The following is a 17,902-nucleotide window of genomic DNA, read 5'->3' on the forward strand; positions in this document are numbered from 1 at the left end:
CCCGTGGCGCCGCGCCTGATTCGGAGGACTGATGGGCCGCAACAGAGCAACCCTGGCCGACGTCGCGCGGCGGGCCGGGCTGTCCAAGACCGCCGCGTCGATGGTGCTCAACGGCCGGGAGGGCACCCGACTGTCGGCCGAGGCGCACCAACGCGTGTTCGCCGCCGCCGAGGAACTCGGCTACCGGCCCAACCTCGCCGCGCGCAGCCTGCGTACCCGCAAGACGGCCACCATCGCCTTCGTCTCCGACATCGTCGCCACCACCCGCTTCGCCGGCGGCCTCATCCGCGGCGCCCTCGACGCGGCCCGGGAGCGGGACCACGTGCTGCTCATCACCGAGACGCAGGGCGACGCCACCTTCGAGCAGTACGCCATCGAGGCCATGCTCGACCGGCAGGTCGACGGGGTGATCTACGCGGCGATGGCCACCCGACGGCTCACGGTGCCGCCGGCCATCCTCGGCGGCCCGGTGGTGCTGCTCAACGCCACCAGCTCCGACACCCTGCCCTGCGTGCTTCCCGACGACGAACGGGCCGGCCGTTCCGTCGCCACCGCCCTGCTGGAGCACGGCCACCGCGACGCGATCGCGCTCATCGGCCGCAACCGGCTAAAGGAGGGCGACCCCGAGGTCTCCCTCGCCGCCCGCGCCCGGCTGCGCGGCATCCACCAGGCGCTCGGCGACGCGGGCGTCACCCTCCTGGCCGAGTGCTTCTGCACCGACTGGCTGCCCGAGCACGGCTACGCCGCGATGCGCGGGCTTCTGAACAGGCAGCAGCGGCCCAGCGCGGTCATCTGCATGAACGACCGGCTGGCCTTCGGCGCGTACCAGGCGCTCGGCGAGGCGGGGCTGACCGTCCCGGACGACATCTCGGTGATCTCGTTCGACGACGACCCGATCGCCGCCTGGCTGCGTCCCAGCCTCGCCACCACCGCGCTGCCCCACGAGCAGATGGGGCGGCGCGCGGTCGAGCTACTCCTGGACGGCGGGGCCGCCGAGCCGACACTGGTCGGCATGCCCCTGCGCCGCCGCAAATCCCTCGCGCCTCCCGCCGGGTAATCCGGGCAGTCGCTCCGGAAGCCCGCCGACGATTCCCAGCTAAAACGGTTTAGTGCTAGGTTTCCGGCCATGCTTCGTCTAGCCGACCACTGGGTGTGGGACAGCTGGTACGCGCAGGACGACAACGGCCTCTGGCACATGTTCTTCCTGCGCGCGTCCCGCGCCCTGCACGACCCGCACCGCCGCCACCACCGCGCCACGATCGGCCACGCCGTTTCGACGGATCTGCGCTCCTGGCACCTGGTCGCCGACGCCGTGGTCCCCGCCGACGCCCCCGCATGGGACGACCTGGCGACGTGGACCGGGTGCACGGTCCGTGGCCCGGACGGGCGGTGGTACCTCTACTACACCGGGGTGGGTCGTGCCGAGAACGGGCTCGTCCAACGCATCGGCCTGGCCGTCTCCGACGACCTCACCACCTGGCACCGGTACGGCACCGAGCCGATCGTGCGGGCCGACCCGACCTGGTACGAGCTCCTCGACAAGAACCTGTGGTACGAGCAGGCCTGGCGCGACCCGTGGGTGTTCCCCGACCCCGACGGCGAGGGCTGGCACATGCTCATCACGGCCCGCGCCAACACCGGGCCGGCGGACACCCGTGGCGTCGTCGGCCACGCCACCTCCGCCGACCTGGTCACCTGGACCGTCCAACCACCGTTGTCGACACCGGCCGGGTTCGGCCACCTGGAGGTCCCCCAGGTGGCGGTCGTGGACGGGCAGCCCCTGCTGCTGTTCTCCACCGACGCCACCTCCAGCGCCCGGCGCGACGACCACCGGATCTGGGTGGCCCCCGGCACGAGCGTGCGCGGCCCGTGGGACATCGAGGCCGCCCAGCCGTTCACGCACCCGCACCTGTACGCGCCCCGACTGGTGCCCGGACCCGCCGGCGACTGGTCACTCATCGGCTTCCTCGACCACGTCGACGGAACGTTCGTCGGCGAGATCACCGACCCCATTCCGGTGCGCTACCGCGCGTCGGTCGGGCTGACCGCGAACCCGGTGGGGACCGCCGCGCCACGGTGACGCCCGCGCCCGGCGTGCCAGTCTGACCAGCTGACGCCCGCGTGCGGGAGCGGGCGCCCACAGTGATGGCGTGATGTCTCTCCGACATATTGATGTCGGAGAGACATCACACCTGGGACAGTGGCCGGCCCCCACCGCGTCCGCGACGCACTGAAGCCCTGCCCCGACCCCGCCGGTCGGCCGGCTCACCCGCGACCCGGGCAGTTGCGGTCGCGGCTACCTCACCCACGGGGTCGGGGCCGCTCGTCTAGCGCTGGGTCCAACGCTGGTTGGCCGCCCCTGTGCACGTCCAGAGGATCACCGGCGTGCCGTTTGCCGTTGCGGCGTTCGACACGTCGAGGCACAGACCCGACTGGGCGTTGCTGATCGTGCCGTTCGCGTTGACGGTCCAGCGCTGGTTGGTGCCGCCGTTGCAATCCCAGATCTGGACCTTCGCGCCCGCCGAGGCGTTCAGCGGCGCGTCCAGGCACTTCCCGAGCGACTGAAGGGTCTGGCCGTTCGCCGTCCAGCGCTGGTTGGCGGCGCCGTTGCAGTCCCAGATCACCGGCTGGGTGCCGTTTGTGGTGTTGCTGTTCGGGACGTCCAGACAACGGCCCGAGGCGGCGCTGGCCAGCGCGCTCGAGGTCGTCGGCGGCGGGGTGGTGGTGCCGCCGCCACTGACCCGGTACACCACCGTGCCGTGCGCCGGGACGCTGGCGGAGATGGTGCCGCTGCTGCTGGTGGTGGCGTTGCTCCAGGCGTCCACCAGCGTGAAGGAGTTGCCCGACTTGCCGATGGCGGCGGCCGTCGTCGAGATCGTCGTCGCCGAGCCGCCCTGGTTGAACAGGGCGACGGCCACGTCACCGTTGGCCAGCCGCTTGGCGAGCACGCGACGGGTGCCGTCGAACGAGACCTGCGTCGCCTGCAGACCGAGCGAGTCCTGGTTGATGGCGACCAGGTTGCGGTTGGTCAGGATGGCCTGGGTCGCCGACGACATGGACCGGACGTCGTTGCCGGCGATCAGCGGCGACGCCATAACCGCCCACATCGCGAAGTGGCTGCGCATCTCGGTGTCGTTCATGCCGCCCCGACCGACCTCCATCATGTCCGGGTCGGTGAACCCGCCGGGTCGGGCGTACCGGGCCAGCGGGACGTTGACGTTGATGATGTTCTGGATCCCCATCGGGTAGCCGTTGGTCTGGCCGGTGTCCCACGCGTTGGTGATGTCCTCGGTGGTCCGCCACATGTTGGACACATCGCCCCAGTCGCGCTGCGGGCCGGTCTTCGCGTGGATGCTGTTGGGGTTGATGCTGTAGACGATCGGGCGGCCGGTCGCGGCCAGCGCGTCACGCATCTTCGCGAACGTGGCCACCTGCTCGTCGATGCTGCCGTTGGGCGAGCACCAGTCGTACTTGAGGAAGTCGACGCCCCAGGCGGCGAACTGCCGGGCGTCCTGTGCCTCGTGGCCCTGACTGCCGGTCGCACCGGGGTAGGCGCCGAAGTACTGGGCGCAGGTCTTGTCGACCGGCACCTGGTAGAGGCCGAACTTCAGCCCTCGGGCGTGCAGGTAGTCGCCGAGCGCCTTCATTCCGCTGGGGAAGCGGGTCGGGTCGCCCTGGAGATTGCCGGACGCGTCCCGGTTCGGGTTGAACCAGCAGTCGTCGACCACGACGTACTGGTAGCCGAGGTCGCGCATCCCGCTGTTGACGATGGCGTCGGCCGACTGCCGGATCAGCGTCTCGTTGATGTTGCAGCCGAACGAGTTCCAGGTGTTCCACCCCATCGGCGGTGTCCGGGCCACCCCGTTCTCCAGCGCCTGGGCCACCGGGGCGCGGATGCCCACCAGGACGGCGGCGAGCAGCAGCGCCGCTGCCGCTGCCCGCCCCCATGTGCGGGCTCGGATGATTCGCTTCATGCGCAGGCCATCCTTTCGGTGATGTCGTCCACCACGGACGGGTGCCGAACCAGGCGGACGGGGCCTTGCTGTTAGCGTTAACAGAAGCGCAGGTCATGTTACGGAGACGTTTCCAGGAATTCAACTACTTCCATGTGTTGGACCGGGTGGACGGCCCACGGCGTCGCCGTCGACCGTCCACCCGTTCACGTCACGAGAACTGCGCGAAGAACCGCCACACCTCACCCTTGGTCCAGGTGGTGATGCCACTCTCGGCGTACGTGCCGTCCACCGGGCCGGGCATGTGGCCGTTGTCGAACGCGGCCCACTGCACCGGATAGCCGGCCCGGCATCCCGAGTAGGCGGTGGTGACGTGCGTCCGACTGCCCGCGGCGGGCTCACGCGGGCTCTGCGCGGCGCAGCCGTTGTTGCGGACGAACGTGTCCCGCAACGAGCGGCCCGCCGAGATGGCGAGCACCGAGTCGCTGAGGCCGTGCAGTCCGAAGTACGCGATCGGCTGGGTCCCGCCGCTGCACCCGCTGAGCTGGGCGCCGCTGAAGACCGCAACCGCCCGGAACACGGTCGCCCGCGCGCAGGCGAGCGCGTAGCTCATGCCACCGCCATAGCTGAAGCCGAGCGCGAAACGCTGCGCCGGGTTGACGCAGAGGTCACCCTCGATCAGCCGGATCATGTCGTCGACGAACGTGACGTCCTCACCACCGGAGTTGGCCCAGCCGTTGCCGAGGCCCTGCGGCGCGACCAGGATCGCGGTGTTGTTCGACTGCTCCTGCTGCCCGTAGTAGGACCACGGTGTCCCGCTGGTGCCACCCGAGCTGACGTCGCCCGCGGTGCCACCCCGCCAGTGGAACGCGAACATCAACCGGTAGCGGGTGCCGCTGTTGTAGTTGGCGGGGATCCGCAGGATGAAGCTGCGACTCTTGCCGTTGCTCTGGATCGTGTGGTTGCCGCTGTAGAGCGTGGGGTTCTTGCCGCAGCCCCCGCCCGTCCCGCTGTCGCCGGACACCTTGACCAACTGCCACTGCTGGTTGGCGCCGTTTAAATCCGAGTACTGCACGACGTTGGCGCCGTCGGCGGTCGAGGCGCCCTGCACCTCCACGACCTTGCCGCTGAGCCGGCTGACCAGCCGTACGTTGCCGGCGTCCGAGTCGGTTAGCCGGAACTGCTGGTTGGTGGCGTTGTTGTCGGTCCACTGCACGATCGCCGCCCCGTCGGCGGTCGACCGGTTGCTGACGTCGAGGACCTTGCCCGAGTGCCGGGACTTCAGCCGGTAGAAGCCCTCACCGGAGTCCACGAACTGCCACTGCTGGTTGGCCCCGTTGTGGCGCGTCCACTGGGTCGCCCGCGCGCCGTCATTGGTGGCCTGGCCGTACACGTCCAACGCCTTGCCGCTGTTGCGGTTGACCAGGACGTACCAGGCGGTGGTGTCCACCGTCGCCGCCGAGGCCGGCGCCGGGTTGGCCGCGACGAGCGCGCCGGCGGCGAGCAGGGCCGTCGCCGCGGCGGCCAGGCCGGACCGCCAGCGACGTCGCGGTTGCGGGGTGGGACGAGCCGCACCGTTTGTTCTCATGATTCACTCCCTGGATAGGGTCGCGCGTGCGGTGCGCCGCGATGGCGCGGCCGGCCCACATTCACGGCCGCGCGTTAGCGCTAACACGCCTACTTATCAATGACGGGTATCAATTGCCTGGTGTGGGCCGTGCCGACAGACGGTCCACGGCGTACGGTGTGCCCCGGCCGACCGTGAGCGACGGCCGACCGGGGCGAGCCGGATCAGCTCCGCAGTTGCCACTGCTGGTTCGCGCCGCCGTTGCACGACCAGAGGATGAGCTTGGTGCCGTTCGCCGTCGCGGCGCCGTTCGCGTCCAGGCAGAGACCCGACTGCACACCGGTGATCGTGCCGTTGGCGTTGAGGTTCCACTGCTGGTTGGCCTGGCCGTTGCAGTCCCAGATCACCACCGTGGTCCCGTTGCTGGTCCCCTGCCCGGTGGCGTCCAGGCACTTGGTGCCGTACACCATCAGTTGCCGGCTGGCGGTGGCCGTCCACCGTTGGTTGGTGGCACCGACGCAGTCCCACAGCTGGGCCTGCGTGCCATTGGTCGTGCTGGAGCCGCCGATCTCGGCACAGCGCCCCGACTGGACGCCCACGATCTGCGTGTTCTGCGGGTTGGTGCCGCCGCCACTCTGGACACCGGCGGCGTTGATCACCGTCTGCGCGCCCGACGGCCAGTTGCCGTTCGAGACAGTGACGTTGCCGGAGACGACATTGCCACGATCACCGTTGGTCACGTTCGTGCTGTTGTTGGTCGACCAGTTGTTGGTGACGGTGAAGTTGCCCATGTTCTCCGCGTACCAGTAGTTGGCGGTGGCCCAGGTGCCGGTGGAGGAGAACACGTTGTTGCGGGCGGTGTAGTAACGCGAGCCCTCGTCGAAGTAGAGGCCGAACCAGCCGTTGGTGCGCAGGCAGTAGTTCTCGTTGATGGTGCCGCCCTGGTTCGCCGAGAGCGTGTAGATGCACCCGCCGTCGGTCATCTGCTGCATGACGTCGTGCACGTAGTTGCCGATGACCTGGTTGTTGGCGGCGGTGGTGGCCGTCGTGTACCGCGGCTGGTAGTTGTAGAGGCCACGGTTGGCGTAGTGCTGGCTGCCGCCCGCGTCGTTGGCGCCCCAGCCGTAGCCGACCGACAGCCCGGTGTACGGCATGTTGTAGACCTCGTTGTGCGAGATCAACGCGGTGTTCACGTAGGTGGTCAGGATCGACACGACGCCCCGGTACTCCAGGCCGAGATCGTGCACCCGGTTGTTGCTGACGGTGATGTTCCGGTTGACCATCCGCTGGTCGCTCGGGTGGTGGGCGTCGGCGCGTACGCCGCCGACCACGATGCCACCGGCCGAGTTGCGGGCGATCTCCGAGCGGGTGACCGTGATGTTGCTGGCCCCCAGGCCGACGCCGCTGGCGTGGGCGTTGGCGTCGTTGCCGATACCGATCGCCGTCTGCCCCAGGTTGACGAACTGGGAGTCGCTGAAGGTGATGGTGTTGGCGGCGGAGACCTGCACGGCGGCGGGCATCTGGTTCCAGTTGGGCCGGGTGGCCTCGAACTGGGGGCAACCCGCCTGGCAGGAGGTCAGCGCGTCCGACGGGCGGGCCCAGGTGCCGGTGATGTGCGCGCCGGTCTGCTGGTCGGCGAAGCCGTTGCTGCTGCTGGGGCCGAGCCAGCTGGTGCCGGTGAAGGTGATCCCGCTGAACGAGATGTGGTGCGCGGGCGCGTCGTAGGTGCCGCCGACGTTCACCAGGGACTGCAACTGCGGCAGTTCCACGCTGACGGTGCTCATGTTCTGCCCGGCCAGGGGGATGTAGTTGAGCTGGCCGTTGCCGGGGTTGAGATACCACTCCCCCGCTGAGTCCAGGAACTCGTACGCGTTGGTGAGGTAGAACGGGCCCGCGCGGTGCGGGCTGGAGAGGGTGTCGAACCCGAAGGTGTTGTTGTTCCACGCGGGCTGCTGCATCGTGAGGAAGTTCCCGCTGATGCTCTGCACCGGCGAGTACCGGTCGGTGAACGAGCCGACACTCTCCACCTCGACCCGGCTCTGGTTGCCGAGGTTGTTCAGGTAGTTCAGCGCGCTGTTGCTGAACCGCATGCCGCTGGTGGTGAAGGTGAAGTCGGACCGGTTCACGGCGGTACGCGCCCGCGTCGCGACGGCCCCGTTGACGTAGAGCTGACGGCTGTCGAGCCCGGCTCCGACGTTGGCTCGCCAGATGTTGCGGCCGGAGTCGACGAGCGACCAACCGGTGACCGCCCGGGCGCCGGTGATCGTCGGGCGCGCGGACGCGGCCGCCCGCCAGATCACCTGGTAGCCGTTGTTGCCGGAGTCGGCGGCGGTCAGTCGCAGCGGCGACGAGAGCCGGTACGCACCGTCGGCCAACTCCACGACGATGTCACCGGTCATCGCGGTGTTGAGGCTGCGCACCGCGGTCTGCGCGGCCGTCAGCGAGCACGGTTGGCTGGCGGAGCAGGTGGTGCCGGTGCCGGAGGGCGACGCGTAGAGGGTGGTGGTGGCCGCGAGGGCCGGGGATGCCGAGGCGGTCACCGCGACCAGAGCGGTCAACGCTGTCGCGGCGGCGCCGGCCAGCAGTCGGCGCAGTGGCGGACTGGACGAGACGGACACGGGACGGTCTCCTGACACGAGGGGGTGTGGAGGCGACGGATCGCCTCAACGAGGTGGGGTTGGCGCGCGGCGGGGGGCCCCGAGGATCTCCCGGAGATAGCGCAGGCCATCGGTGGCGAGACGGTCCTGCGAGGGTGCCAGCGGACGCCAGATCGACGCGGCGGTCGCGATGGTCTCGTTCTCCGCCGTGAACGACTCGATGCAGACCGGGCCGCGGTATCCGGTGGCCCGCAGGACGGTGAAGAAGCGGGGCCAGTCGAAGTGGTCCGCGCCGGGCGCGCCGCGGTCGGTGCCGCTGACCTGGACATGCTTGACGTACGGGCCGGCGGCGGCGAGGGCGGCGTAGGGATCGGCCTCCTCGATGTTCATGTGGTACGTGTCGATCATGATGCCGACGTTCGGGGGCAGCCCGTCGATCAACTCGACCGTCTGCTCGACGGTGTTGACGACACTTGTCTCGTAGCGGTTCAGCGCCTCGACCCCGATGCTCACGCCGTACTCACCGGCCCGCTCGGCCACCGGGGCCAGGGCGCGCCGGAAGTCCGCGTGGCACGCCGCGCGGGCCGCCGCCGACATCCGCCAGGTGCGACCGACGGCCGCGTACACCGGCCCGCCGACGCACGGCGCGCCCACGGCCGCCGCGCTCGCCACGCACCCCATGAGGTACGCCACTGTCGACTCGACGACGGCCGGCGCGGCGTTCACCAGGTCCCGACCGGGCGGGGTGACCGCGCAGACGCCGGCCGCGACGAGGCCGTGTGCCGCAAGCAGGTCCCGCGTGCGGACCGGATCCCAGTCGCCGGGCTGCTCGATCGGCAGCTCCACCGCGTCGAACCCGAACGAGGCGATCCGTGGGATCAGCTCGGCGAGGGCCGCGTCGTCGACCGGTGAGGCCCACACCCAGGGGTTGACGCCGACGGCGTACACCGGGCGCTACTTCCAGCGCTGCGGATAGCCGGGCAGGTCGGTGCAGCCGCACATCGCGTAGTGCAGCGGCGGCATGCTCGGGTCGAGATACCGGTCCAGGTTGTCCTGCGTGATCGTCGGCTGCGGCAGCTTCCACGGGTTGGAGACGGAGGTGCCGTCGAGGATGTTCAGCGCGGCGATGATCGGCGTACGCCACTGGTAGGTCGGGTAGGTCGGGGCGATGGCCGTGAGGTTCTTGTCCTTCCAAAGCTTCAGGAAGTCGAGCTGGTCCTCGCCGTTCATCGGCGGTACGGGTTTGCCCGCGTCCTGGAACGCCTCGACCGCCGCCACGGCCACCGCTCCGGCGTCCATCCAGACACCGTCGATCGTGCCGTACCGCTGGATGTAGTCGTTGACGATCTTCTTGGTCTTGGCGGGGTCGCCGTCGGTGAACTCGACGCCGACGACGTCGACCTTCGCCTTGTCGAACGCCACCTTCGCCGCCGACCAGCGGGTCTCCAGGACGTCGACACCGGGCAGGATCCGCAGGGCGAGGACCTTGCCGCCGGGCTTCATCCGCTGGCTGACGAACGCGGCTCCGACGTGACCGAAGCCGTACCCGCCGATGGGGTTGATGAACGTCACCGGGCACTTCGTGTTGACACCACGATCGAAGACCACGACCGGCAGCCCCGCCGCGCAGGCCGCCTCGACAGCCGGGGTGAGCGTGGCGGTGGTGTTCGGCGAGACGATCAGGGCGTCGCAGTTCTTGCCGAGCAGGTCGTTGATGTCCGCGATCTGCTTCTGGTCCTTGCCCTCGGCGTCGACGTGCACGAACTCGCTGATCCGACTGCGCTGCGCCTCGACCTCGGCCTGCATGGTCTTGAACCCGACCTGCCGCCAGGGGTTGTTCAACGCCGCGTTCGAGAAGCAGATCTTGTGTGGACCCTTCTTCTTGAACTTGGCGGTGTCCACCATCGTCGGGTTGAGCACCTGCTCCCACGGTTTGTCGGCGGGCCCGGCCGGGGCGACGTCGAGCAGTGCCAACTCGTTGTCGTAGTCGGCCTGCACGAAGAACTTCGACTGCTCCCCCGTGCCCGCCCCCGCAGCCGCGGAGGTGGTGGCCGACGGGGACGCGGTCGGCTCGTCGGTGGCGCAACCGGCGAGCACCAGCAGGCTCACGGCTGCCAGCGCGGTTATGGAACGTCTCATCGATTCCCCTTCATCTGGAGGAAGAACGCAGGGCCGAGACCGCCACGGCAAGTAGAATGATCGCGCCCTGGACGGTTGATCTGAGGGCGCCGGAGACGCCGGTGAAGTTCATCAACGCGAAGAGCGTCTCGAGCGTCAGTGCGCCGAGCATGGCGCCGACGACCGAGCCGCGACCGCCGCCGAGCACGACCCCGCCGAGCACGACGGCGGTGATCGCCCCGAACTCCAGGCCGACGCCAGCCTGGAACGACACCCCGCTGTACCCGCCGAGGAGGATCGCCGCGACCGCCGCCACGAGCCCGCTGAGGACGAACGCGATCGTCCTGGTACGTCCGACCCGTACCCCGCTCAGCTCTGCGGTACGCGGGTTGTCGCCGACGGCGACCAGCGTGCGGCCGAAGTCGGAGCGCATCAGCAGCACGGCGACCACCGCCACGGCCACCAGGACGAGCAGGGCGTACGGGATGCGACCGAGCAGCGGCACGTCCTCGATGGCCCGCCGGCCGAAGCGGCGGAAGTCCTCGGAGAGGCCGCCCTTCGGGGCGCCGTCGGACCACAGGTACACCGCGCCGACGAGGATCAGGAACATGCCGAGGGTCGTGATGAACGACGGCACCCGCAGCACGGTGGTGACGAGGCCGTTGACCAGCCCGACGAGCGCGCCGCCGACGAGCAGCAGCACGACCACCGGCCAGGTGCGCGACGGGTCGCTGTCGATGAGCCGGGCGGCGACGACGACCTGCGCCGTGACCAGGGACCCCACGGAGAGGTCGAACTCCCCGCAGACGATCACGAAGTACTGGCCGGCGGCGAGCAGGATGATCGGCGCGGAGCGGCCGAGGAACGACATCAGCGACGGCGGGGCGAGGAAGTCGGGCTGCACGGCCGCGACGAGGATCAGCAGCACCGCCAGGATCGCGGCGATCGGCACGACCCCGTCGGTGCGGATCCGCAGTGGCAGTGCACGGCGCTCGGCGATCCGCATGGCTACGATCCCGCCTTTCTCAGAGCCCGTCGGGCGTAGACGGCGACCGCCGCGATGATGATCACGCCTCGGACCACCTGCTTGAAGAAGGCGTCGACCTCGAGCTGGTTGAAGATGGCGTCGATGCTCGCGAGCAGCAGCACACCGCCGACCGTGCCGAGAACACCGCCGCGCCCGCCGGCGAGGGCGGTGCCGCCGAGCACCACCGCCGCGATCGACTCCAGGTCGTAGAGGCCCTCGGTGCCGACCCGGGGTGCGCCGGAGCCGAGCCGACTCGCGAGGTAGACCCCGGCGAGGCCCGCGCAGAGCGAACACAGCACGTGGGCGGTGACGAGGACCCGGTCGTTGCGGACACCCGACAGCCGGGCCACCTCCGGGTCGCCGCCCACGGCGACCAGGTGATGGCCGAAACGGGTACGCGTGAGCGCGAACCACGCCGCCCCGGTCACGGCGAGCAGCAGCAGGAACGACACCGGCACCGGCCCGATGCGCTGGTAGCCAAGCGTCCGCACGAGGGCGGGGGCGCTCTCGCCGGCCGGGCCGTCGTAGCCGTTGTCGAGGTAGCCCTTGAGCAGCAGCCCGACGCCGAGGGTCGCGATGAACGCGTTGATCCGCAGCTTGGTGACCAGCAGCCCGTTGAGCAGGCCGACGGCGGCACTGACCGTGAGCGCCAGGCCGATCGCCGGGAGCATCGCGCCGTCGCTGCCGCTCATCGCCTCCGCGCCGACGAGGGTGCTGAGGCTGATCACGTACGCCACCGAGAGGTCGAGCGAGCCGCCGAGAATGACCAGGGTCTGGCCGACCGCGACGAGCCCCAGGCCGGCGGCGACGTGCAGCAGGCTCACCGTCGTCGACTGGTTGAAGAGCTGGCCCCCGTCGACCAGGACGACCAGCCAGCCGACCACCAGGGTGAGGGTCAGAGCCACGAACACGCCCGGGACGGGACGTCGCGCCGGCAGGAGGGACAGCGCGCTCACGGTGCCACCTCGGTTCGCGACTGCGGGGCTCGCAACCCCGGCTCACTCCTCGCGCTCACTGGACAACTTCCCGTACGGTCCCGACCGCCAGGGCCACCACGTCCTCCTCGGTCGCTCCGGCGGGCAACTCGCCAGCGACGCGGCCGTCGCGCAGGACGATGATCCGGTCGCTCATTCCCAGCAGCTCGGGCAACTCCGACGAGATCATCAGAACGGCCGCGCCGTCGCGGGCGAGACTGCGCACGAGGTCGTGGATGGCCGACTTCGCGCCGACGTCGATGCCCCGGGTGGGTTCGTCGAAGAGCAGGATCCGCGGGTTGATCGCGAGCCAGCGGGCCAGGACGACCTTCTGCTGGTTGCCGCCGGACAGGAACCGGATCTCCTGGTCGTCGCCGGCCGCGCGGACCTGGACGGCGGCGAGCAGCTCACGGACCCGGACGGCACGGGCGGCACGGCCGGACCGGGTCGCGAAGACGGCCCGGCTGGCGAGCAGCGCGTTGTCGAGCACCGACTGCCGGGCGACGATCCCCTCCCCCTTGCGGTCCTCGGTGACGTAGGCGATGCCCGCCCGCATCGCGGCGCGCGTCGACCGCAGCCGGACCGGTCTGCCGTCGAGCGTGACCTCGCCGGTCGTGAACGGGGACACGCCGAACAGCGCGCGGGCCAGCGCCGACCGCCCGGCGCCCTGGAGGCCGCCGACACCGAGCACCTCACCGGCGCGCAACTCGAGGTTGACGCCCCGCAACTTGCGGTTCCCCGCGTCGCGGACGGTGAGCCGGACCGGACCGACATCGGCGGGGTCGGCCCGGTCCGGGTAATAGCTGGACAGCTCCCGGCCGACCATGTGCCGCACCAACTCGTCGGCGGTGGTCGTCGCGGTATCCACCGTGGTCACCCGGCGGCCGTCCTTCAAAACCGTGATCCGGCTGGACAGGTCGAAGACCTCCGTGAGCCGGTGTGAGACGTACAGCAGGCCGATGCCCCGCTCCTGGAGCCGGCGTACCAGCCCGTAGAGCAACTCGACCTCGTGGTCGGCCAACGCCGCCGTCGGCTCGTCCATGATGAGCAGCCGCGCGTCGAGGGCGAGCGCCTTGGCGATCTCGACGACCTGTTGTTGCGCGACGCCGAGCCTCCCCACCCGGGCGTCGGCCGGCAGCGCCGTCTCCCCGATCGAGGCGAGCAGCTCGGTGGTGCGGTCGAGCATCGCCCGGCGATCGACGAGCCCGCGGCGGACCGGCTCGTGCCCGAGGTAGACGTTCTCCGCGACCGTGCGTTCCGGCAGCAGGTTGAACTCCTGGTGGATGATGCCGACGCCGGCCCGCTGGGCGTCACGGGGCCCACGGAACGCGCGTGCGACGCCGGCGAACTCGACGGTGCCCTCGTCCGGGGCGTACCCGCCCGAGACGATCTTCATGAGGGTCGACTTGCCGGCACCGTTCTCACCGACGACGGCGTGCACCTCGCCCGGCGCGACGTCGAGGTCGACACCGTCGAGGACACGGACCCCGAGGAAGGATTTGCCGATGCGTCGAAGGGCGAGCAGCGGTGCAGGACGCGGATCTGACATCCCGGTAGCCCTTCACAGATAGTAGTCATGGACGACATCGGTAACCGACTCGGAGGCGGCTCGGCGCACATGGGCGACGCACTTTCGTTGCCCGCCATGGATGCTTACGTCTTTATGGCGCAAACATTCTCTTGACATCGACGAAACATCACACGTATGAAGATAGATGTTTGGATGCGACCGCGCAATCCTCGGTCCGCGACAACAGCCAGGTCCACCCCTCGCATCGCCAGTGGCGTCGACACGGGGGAACCGGGGGCCACCCCCGCCACCCCGGGCAAGATCAGATGTTAACCATTCGATTGACAGATGTCGATGGCAGGCTCATTCTGGCGTCGACACCCGCAGGACCTCACACCGCCCACCTCACGCTGTGTGACGTCCTGCGGGCCTGACTGCCGTTTCGGCGGACGGCACGACGACCGGTCAGCACTCGTGCCCACACGTGTCCACACACAACCTGACGCGCTGTCCGGCACGTGGTCGCACACCCCGTTGCCCGCCCGACCTAGGAGACGGCATGCGTCGCAACACACTGATCATCGGCATGATCGCCAGCCTGTTACTCGTGCTCGGCCTCGCCCCACCAGCGGCGGCGGCCCCGGCCTTCCGCGCCCTGCTGTTCACCAAGACCGCCGGCTACCGGCACGACTCGATCCCCGCCGGGATCAGCATGTTCCAGCAGCAGGCGGCCGCCAACAACTTCGAGCTGGTGCAGACCGAGGACGCGAGCGTCTTCACGCCCGCCAACCTGGCCACCTTCGACGTCATCATCATGTTCCAGACCTCGGGCATGGTCTGGACCTCGGCGTCCCAGCGCCAGGCCATAGAGGGCTACCTCGCCAGCGGCAAGGGCATCGTCGGCGTCCACAACGCCACCGACATGGGCATCGAGTCCGAGTACCCGTGGTGGGACCAGACCATCAACGGCGGCGCGCACATGCCCGAGCACTCCCCCGGCGTGCTGCCCGGCACCGCCATCGTCGCCGACAAGCAGCACCCGTCGACCGTCGGCCTGCCGGACCGCTGGAACCGCAGCGAGGAGTGGTACAACTTCGACACCAACCCGCGCGGCAACGTCCACGTCCTGGTGACCGCCGACGAACGCACGTACAACCCGGGCTCCCGCGCGATGGGCCCGGACCACCCGATCTCCTGGTGTCGCAACACCGGCGGCGGCCGGGTGTGGGCCACCGCGATGGGCCACGCCATCGACTCCTACAGCGAGACGAACTTCCGCAACCACGTCCTCGGTGGCGTGAAGTGGGCCGCCGGCAACGTGCCCGGCGACTGCGGTGGCACCGTCTGGGGCAACTTCGAGAAGCGCACCCTCGACGACAACACCGTCGACCCGATGGCGCTGGCCGTGGCACCCGACGGCCGCGTGATCTACGTCCAGCGCGGTGGGCAGGTGAAGATTTTCAAGCCCTCCACCAACAGCACCGTGACCGCCGCCACGCTGAGTGTCTACACCGGAGGGGAAGACGGCCTCACCGGGCTGGCGCTGGACCCGAACTTCGCGAGCAACGGCTACGTGTACCTGTACCACTCACCGGCGAGCAGCAGCACCGACGTCAACCGCGTCTCCCGCTACACGCTCACCGGCGACACGCTCAACCTGTCCAGCGAGGCCCGGATCATCGACATCCCGGCGTACCGTGACCGCACCTTCCCCGAGCCCGGCCACACCGGTGGATACATCGATTTCGGTCCGGACGGGAACCTCTACATCGCCACCGGTGACGACACGCCGCCGAATCTCGACCCCAACTGGCAGGGCTACGCCCCGCTGGACTGGCGATCGGGCAAGGCCAACCTCGACGCCGCCCGGTCCGCCGGCAACACCAACGACCTGCGCGGCAAGCTGCTGCGCGTCCGACCCCAGGCCAGCGGCGGCTACACCATCCCGTCGGGCAACCTCTACGCCCAGGGCACCGCGCAGACCAAGCCGGAAATCTACGCGATGGGCTTCCGCAACCCGTTTCGCTTCTCGATCGACCCGGCCACCGGTTGGGTCTACCTGGCCGACTACGGACCGGACCGCAACCCGCCCACCACCAACCGTGGCCCCGAGGGCCTGGTCGAGCTCAACGTGATCAAGTCAGCCGGCAACTACGGTTGGCCGTTCTGCCACGGCGACAACCAGCCCTACGCGCCGTTCAACCCGGACACCGGAGTGGTCGGGGCGAAGTTCAACTGCTCTGCGCCGGTCAACAACTCGCCCAACAACACCGGCCTGACCAGCCTGCGACCGGTCGTCGCACCCAACATGTGGTACGGCTACGGCACCTCGCCGACGTTCCCGGAGCTCGGCTCCGGCGGCTCCGCGCCGATGGGCGGCCCGGTCTACCGCTACGACGCGGCGAACCCGTCCGCGACGAAGTTCCCGCCCTACTACGACGGTGTGCACTTCTTCTACGAGTGGTCGCGCAGCTACATCAAGGAGGTGCACTTCGACTCCGCCACGGCGGTGACCCGCACCAACCCGTTCCTGCCGACCGCGCGGTTCAACAAGCCGATGGACATGGAGTTCGGCAAGGACGGCTCGCTCTACCTGCTGGAGTGGGGCACCAACTTCGGCGGCGGCAACAGCGACTCCGGGCTTTACCGGATCGACTACATCCAGGGCGGCCGGTCGCCGATCGTCAAGGCCGTCGGCACGCCCACCAGTGGCAGCGCACCGCTGACCGTGCAGTTCAGCAGCGCCGGCACGACCGACCCGGACCCCGGCAACACGCTCAGCTACCAGTGGACGTTCGGCGACGGCACCACCTCCACGGCGGCCAACCCGTCGAAGGTGTACACCACCAACGGCAACTACACGGCGCAGTTGAAGGTCACCGACAACACCGGTAAGACGGGCTTCGCCAACGTCCAGATCACCGTCGGCAACAGCGCGCCGGTCGTCACCATCACCACCCCGCCCAACGGAGGCATGCTCACCTTCGGCGACAAGGTGTCGTACCAGATCAGCGTCTCGGACCCGGATGGCGGAACCATCGACTGCTCGAAGGTGATCCTCAACCCCGCGCTCGGTCACGACGACCACGCGCACGAGACCACGGAGTACCCGGGTTGCTCGGGCACCATCTCCACCGACCTGCTCGGTGGTCACCCCGATGGCGCCAACCTGTTCTACGTGCTGAACGCCCGGTACACCGACAACGGCGGCGCGGGGGGCGCGGCCCCGCTCACCGGGACCGCGCAGGTGATCCTCCAACCCAAGCAGAAGCAGGCCGAGTACTACAGCAGCCAGTCCGGCACCCGGGTCGTCGATCAGTCCGGCGCGGAGAGCGGCAAGCGCGTCGGCGACATCTCCAACAACGACTGGATCGCGTTCAGCCCGATGAGCCTGTCGGGTATCACGAGCGTCAGCTACCGGCTGTCGTCGCCGTCCGGTGGCGGCTCGATCGAGCTGCGAGCCGGCTCGCCGACCGGCACGCTGCTGGCCACGACAACGGTGCCCAGCACCGGTGGCTGGGACAACTACCAGTCCACCGCGCCGGTGAGCGTTGCCGCCACGAGCGGGACGCAGACGCTCTACCTGGTGTTCAAGGGCAGCGGCAACAACTGGTTCGATCTCGACTCGCACACCTTCGGGGGCTCCGGCGTCGGCGTCCCCAGCAGCGGCGGTGGCGTGGCGGGCAAGACCTGGACGCTCACCGCGCAGCACAGCGGCAAGCTGATGGACGTCAGCGGTGTCTCCACCGCCGACGGCGCCCAGATCACCCAGTGGGCGGCCACGGGAGGCAACAACCAGAAGTGGCAGGCCGTGGACGCCGGGAGCGGCGCCGTCTACCTGAAGGCGGTGCACAGCGGTAAGTGCCTCGACGTCGTCGGCGGGTCCACCGCGCAGGGCGCCTTCCTGCAACAGGGCACCTGCACGAACGCCAACCAGCAGAAGTTCCTCGTCACGGCGACGACCACCACCGGTGTTTACACGGTCAAGAGTGTGCCGAGCGGGCTCTGCATCGATGTCAACGGCGCGTCCACGGCCGACGGGGCCCGGCTGTTGCAGTGGGGCTGCCACAGCGCCACCAACCAGCAGTGGCGGTTCAGCGCGGTATAGCGGCAAACGCCGGCCACCTGATCGTGAAGGATCGGGTGGCCGGCGCGC

The 17,902-nt window shown here is 69.5% G+C and carries 10 protein-coding genes and 1 pseudogene; 3 read left to right on the plus strand and 8 right to left on the minus strand.

Translation table 11 applies throughout. From position 1 onward, the window contains the following. The first annotated feature begins 31 nt into the window (after positions 1 to 31). Positions 32 to 1,057 (plus strand): LacI family DNA-binding transcriptional regulator, encoded by a 1,026-nt coding sequence (locus ABZ808_RS07380; RefSeq protein ID WP_357002163.1) that lies wholly within the window; start codon positions 32 to 34, stop codon positions 1,055 to 1,057. Between the two features lie 39 nt (positions 1,058 to 1,096). Then, positions 1,097 to 2,080, plus strand: a pseudogene (locus tag ABZ808_RS07385) (family 43 glycosylhydrolase); the annotation flags it as partial. 247 nt (positions 2,081 to 2,327) lie between these two features. Here ABZ808_RS07385 and ABZ808_RS07390 read toward each other — a convergent pair. The 8 genes from ABZ808_RS07390 to ABZ808_RS07425 all read right to left on the minus strand — a co-directional run bounded on the left by ABZ808_RS07390 (position 2,328) and on the right by ABZ808_RS07425 (position 13,785). Beyond that, entirely contained in the window at positions 2,328 to 3,974 is a 1,647-nt protein-coding gene (locus ABZ808_RS07390) for an alpha-galactosidase (RefSeq protein WP_357002166.1), read from the minus strand. Positions 3,975 to 4,164: 190 nt separating this feature from the next. Next, positions 4,165 to 5,541: an RICIN domain-containing protein gene (locus tag ABZ808_RS07395; protein ID WP_357002169.1), complete on the minus strand. Its 1,377-nt coding sequence runs from the start codon at positions 5,539 to 5,541 to the stop codon at positions 4,165 to 4,167. 203 nt (positions 5,542 to 5,744) lie between these two features. Next, a complete protein-coding gene (locus ABZ808_RS07400; protein WP_357002172.1) occupies positions 5,745 to 8,138 on the minus strand; it encodes a ricin-type beta-trefoil lectin domain protein in 2,394 nt (797 codons plus the stop codon). Between the two features lie 45 nt (positions 8,139 to 8,183). After that, on the minus strand, positions 8,184 to 9,065 hold the full coding sequence (locus ABZ808_RS07405; RefSeq protein ID WP_357002175.1) for a sugar phosphate isomerase/epimerase family protein: 882 nt from the start codon (positions 9,063 to 9,065) through the stop codon (positions 8,184 to 8,186). 6 nt (positions 9,066 to 9,071) lie between these two features. Further along, the gene (locus ABZ808_RS07410) at positions 9,072 to 10,256 is read right to left on the minus strand and encodes a substrate-binding domain-containing protein (protein ID WP_357002178.1); all 1,185 of its coding nucleotides are present in this window, start codon (positions 10,254 to 10,256) and stop codon (positions 9,072 to 9,074) included. Between the two features lie 10 nt (positions 10,257 to 10,266). Next, on the minus strand, positions 10,267 to 11,241 hold the full coding sequence (locus ABZ808_RS07415) for an ABC transporter permease (RefSeq protein WP_357002181.1): 975 nt from the start codon (positions 11,239 to 11,241) through the stop codon (positions 10,267 to 10,269). Between the two features lie 2 nt (positions 11,242 to 11,243). After that, on the minus strand, positions 11,244 to 12,218 hold the full coding sequence (locus ABZ808_RS07420) for an ABC transporter permease (RefSeq protein ID WP_357002183.1): 975 nt from the start codon (positions 12,216 to 12,218) through the stop codon (positions 11,244 to 11,246). A 55-nt stretch (positions 12,219 to 12,273) separates the two neighbouring features. Then, a complete protein-coding gene (locus ABZ808_RS07425) occupies positions 12,274 to 13,785 on the minus strand; it encodes a sugar ABC transporter ATP-binding protein (protein ID WP_357002186.1) in 1,512 nt (503 codons plus the stop codon). A 520-nt stretch (positions 13,786 to 14,305) separates the two neighbouring features. Between ABZ808_RS07425 and ABZ808_RS07430 the strand changes: the two genes are divergently transcribed. Further along, positions 14,306 to 17,854 (plus strand): ThuA domain-containing protein, encoded by a 3,549-nt coding sequence (locus tag ABZ808_RS07430; RefSeq protein ID WP_357002189.1) that lies wholly within the window; start codon positions 14,306 to 14,308, stop codon positions 17,852 to 17,854. Positions 17,855 to 17,902: the final 48 nt, after the last annotated feature.

It is taken from the genome of Micromonospora sp. NPDC047527 (assembly GCF_040643015.1).
Classification (GTDB): domain Bacteria; phylum Actinomycetota; class Actinomycetes; order Mycobacteriales; family Micromonosporaceae; genus Micromonospora.

Excerpts from the sequence above, each read along its gene's own strand:
- ABZ808_RS07380 (WP_357002163.1), top strand. The coding sequence starts at position 32 with ATGGGCCGCAACAGAGCAACCCTGGCCGACGTCGCGCGGCGGGCCGGG.
- ABZ808_RS07390 (WP_357002166.1), bottom strand. The coding sequence starts at position 3,974 with ATGAAGCGAATCATCCGAGCCCGCACATGGGGGCGGGCAGCGGCAGCG.
- ABZ808_RS07395 (WP_357002169.1), bottom strand. The coding sequence starts at position 5,541 with ATGAGAACAAACGGTGCGGCTCGTCCCACCCCGCAACCGCGACGTCGC.
- ABZ808_RS07410 (WP_357002178.1), bottom strand. The coding sequence starts at position 10,256 with ATGAGACGTTCCATAACCGCGCTGGCAGCCGTGAGCCTGCTGGTGCTC.
- ABZ808_RS07415 (WP_357002181.1), bottom strand. The coding sequence starts at position 11,241 with ATGCGGATCGCCGAGCGCCGTGCACTGCCACTGCGGATCCGCACCGAC.
- ABZ808_RS07425 (WP_357002186.1), bottom strand. The coding sequence starts at position 13,785 with ATGTCAGATCCGCGTCCTGCACCGCTGCTCGCCCTTCGACGCATCGGC.
- ABZ808_RS07430 (WP_357002189.1), top strand. The coding sequence starts at position 14,306 with ATGCGTCGCAACACACTGATCATCGGCATGATCGCCAGCCTGTTACTC.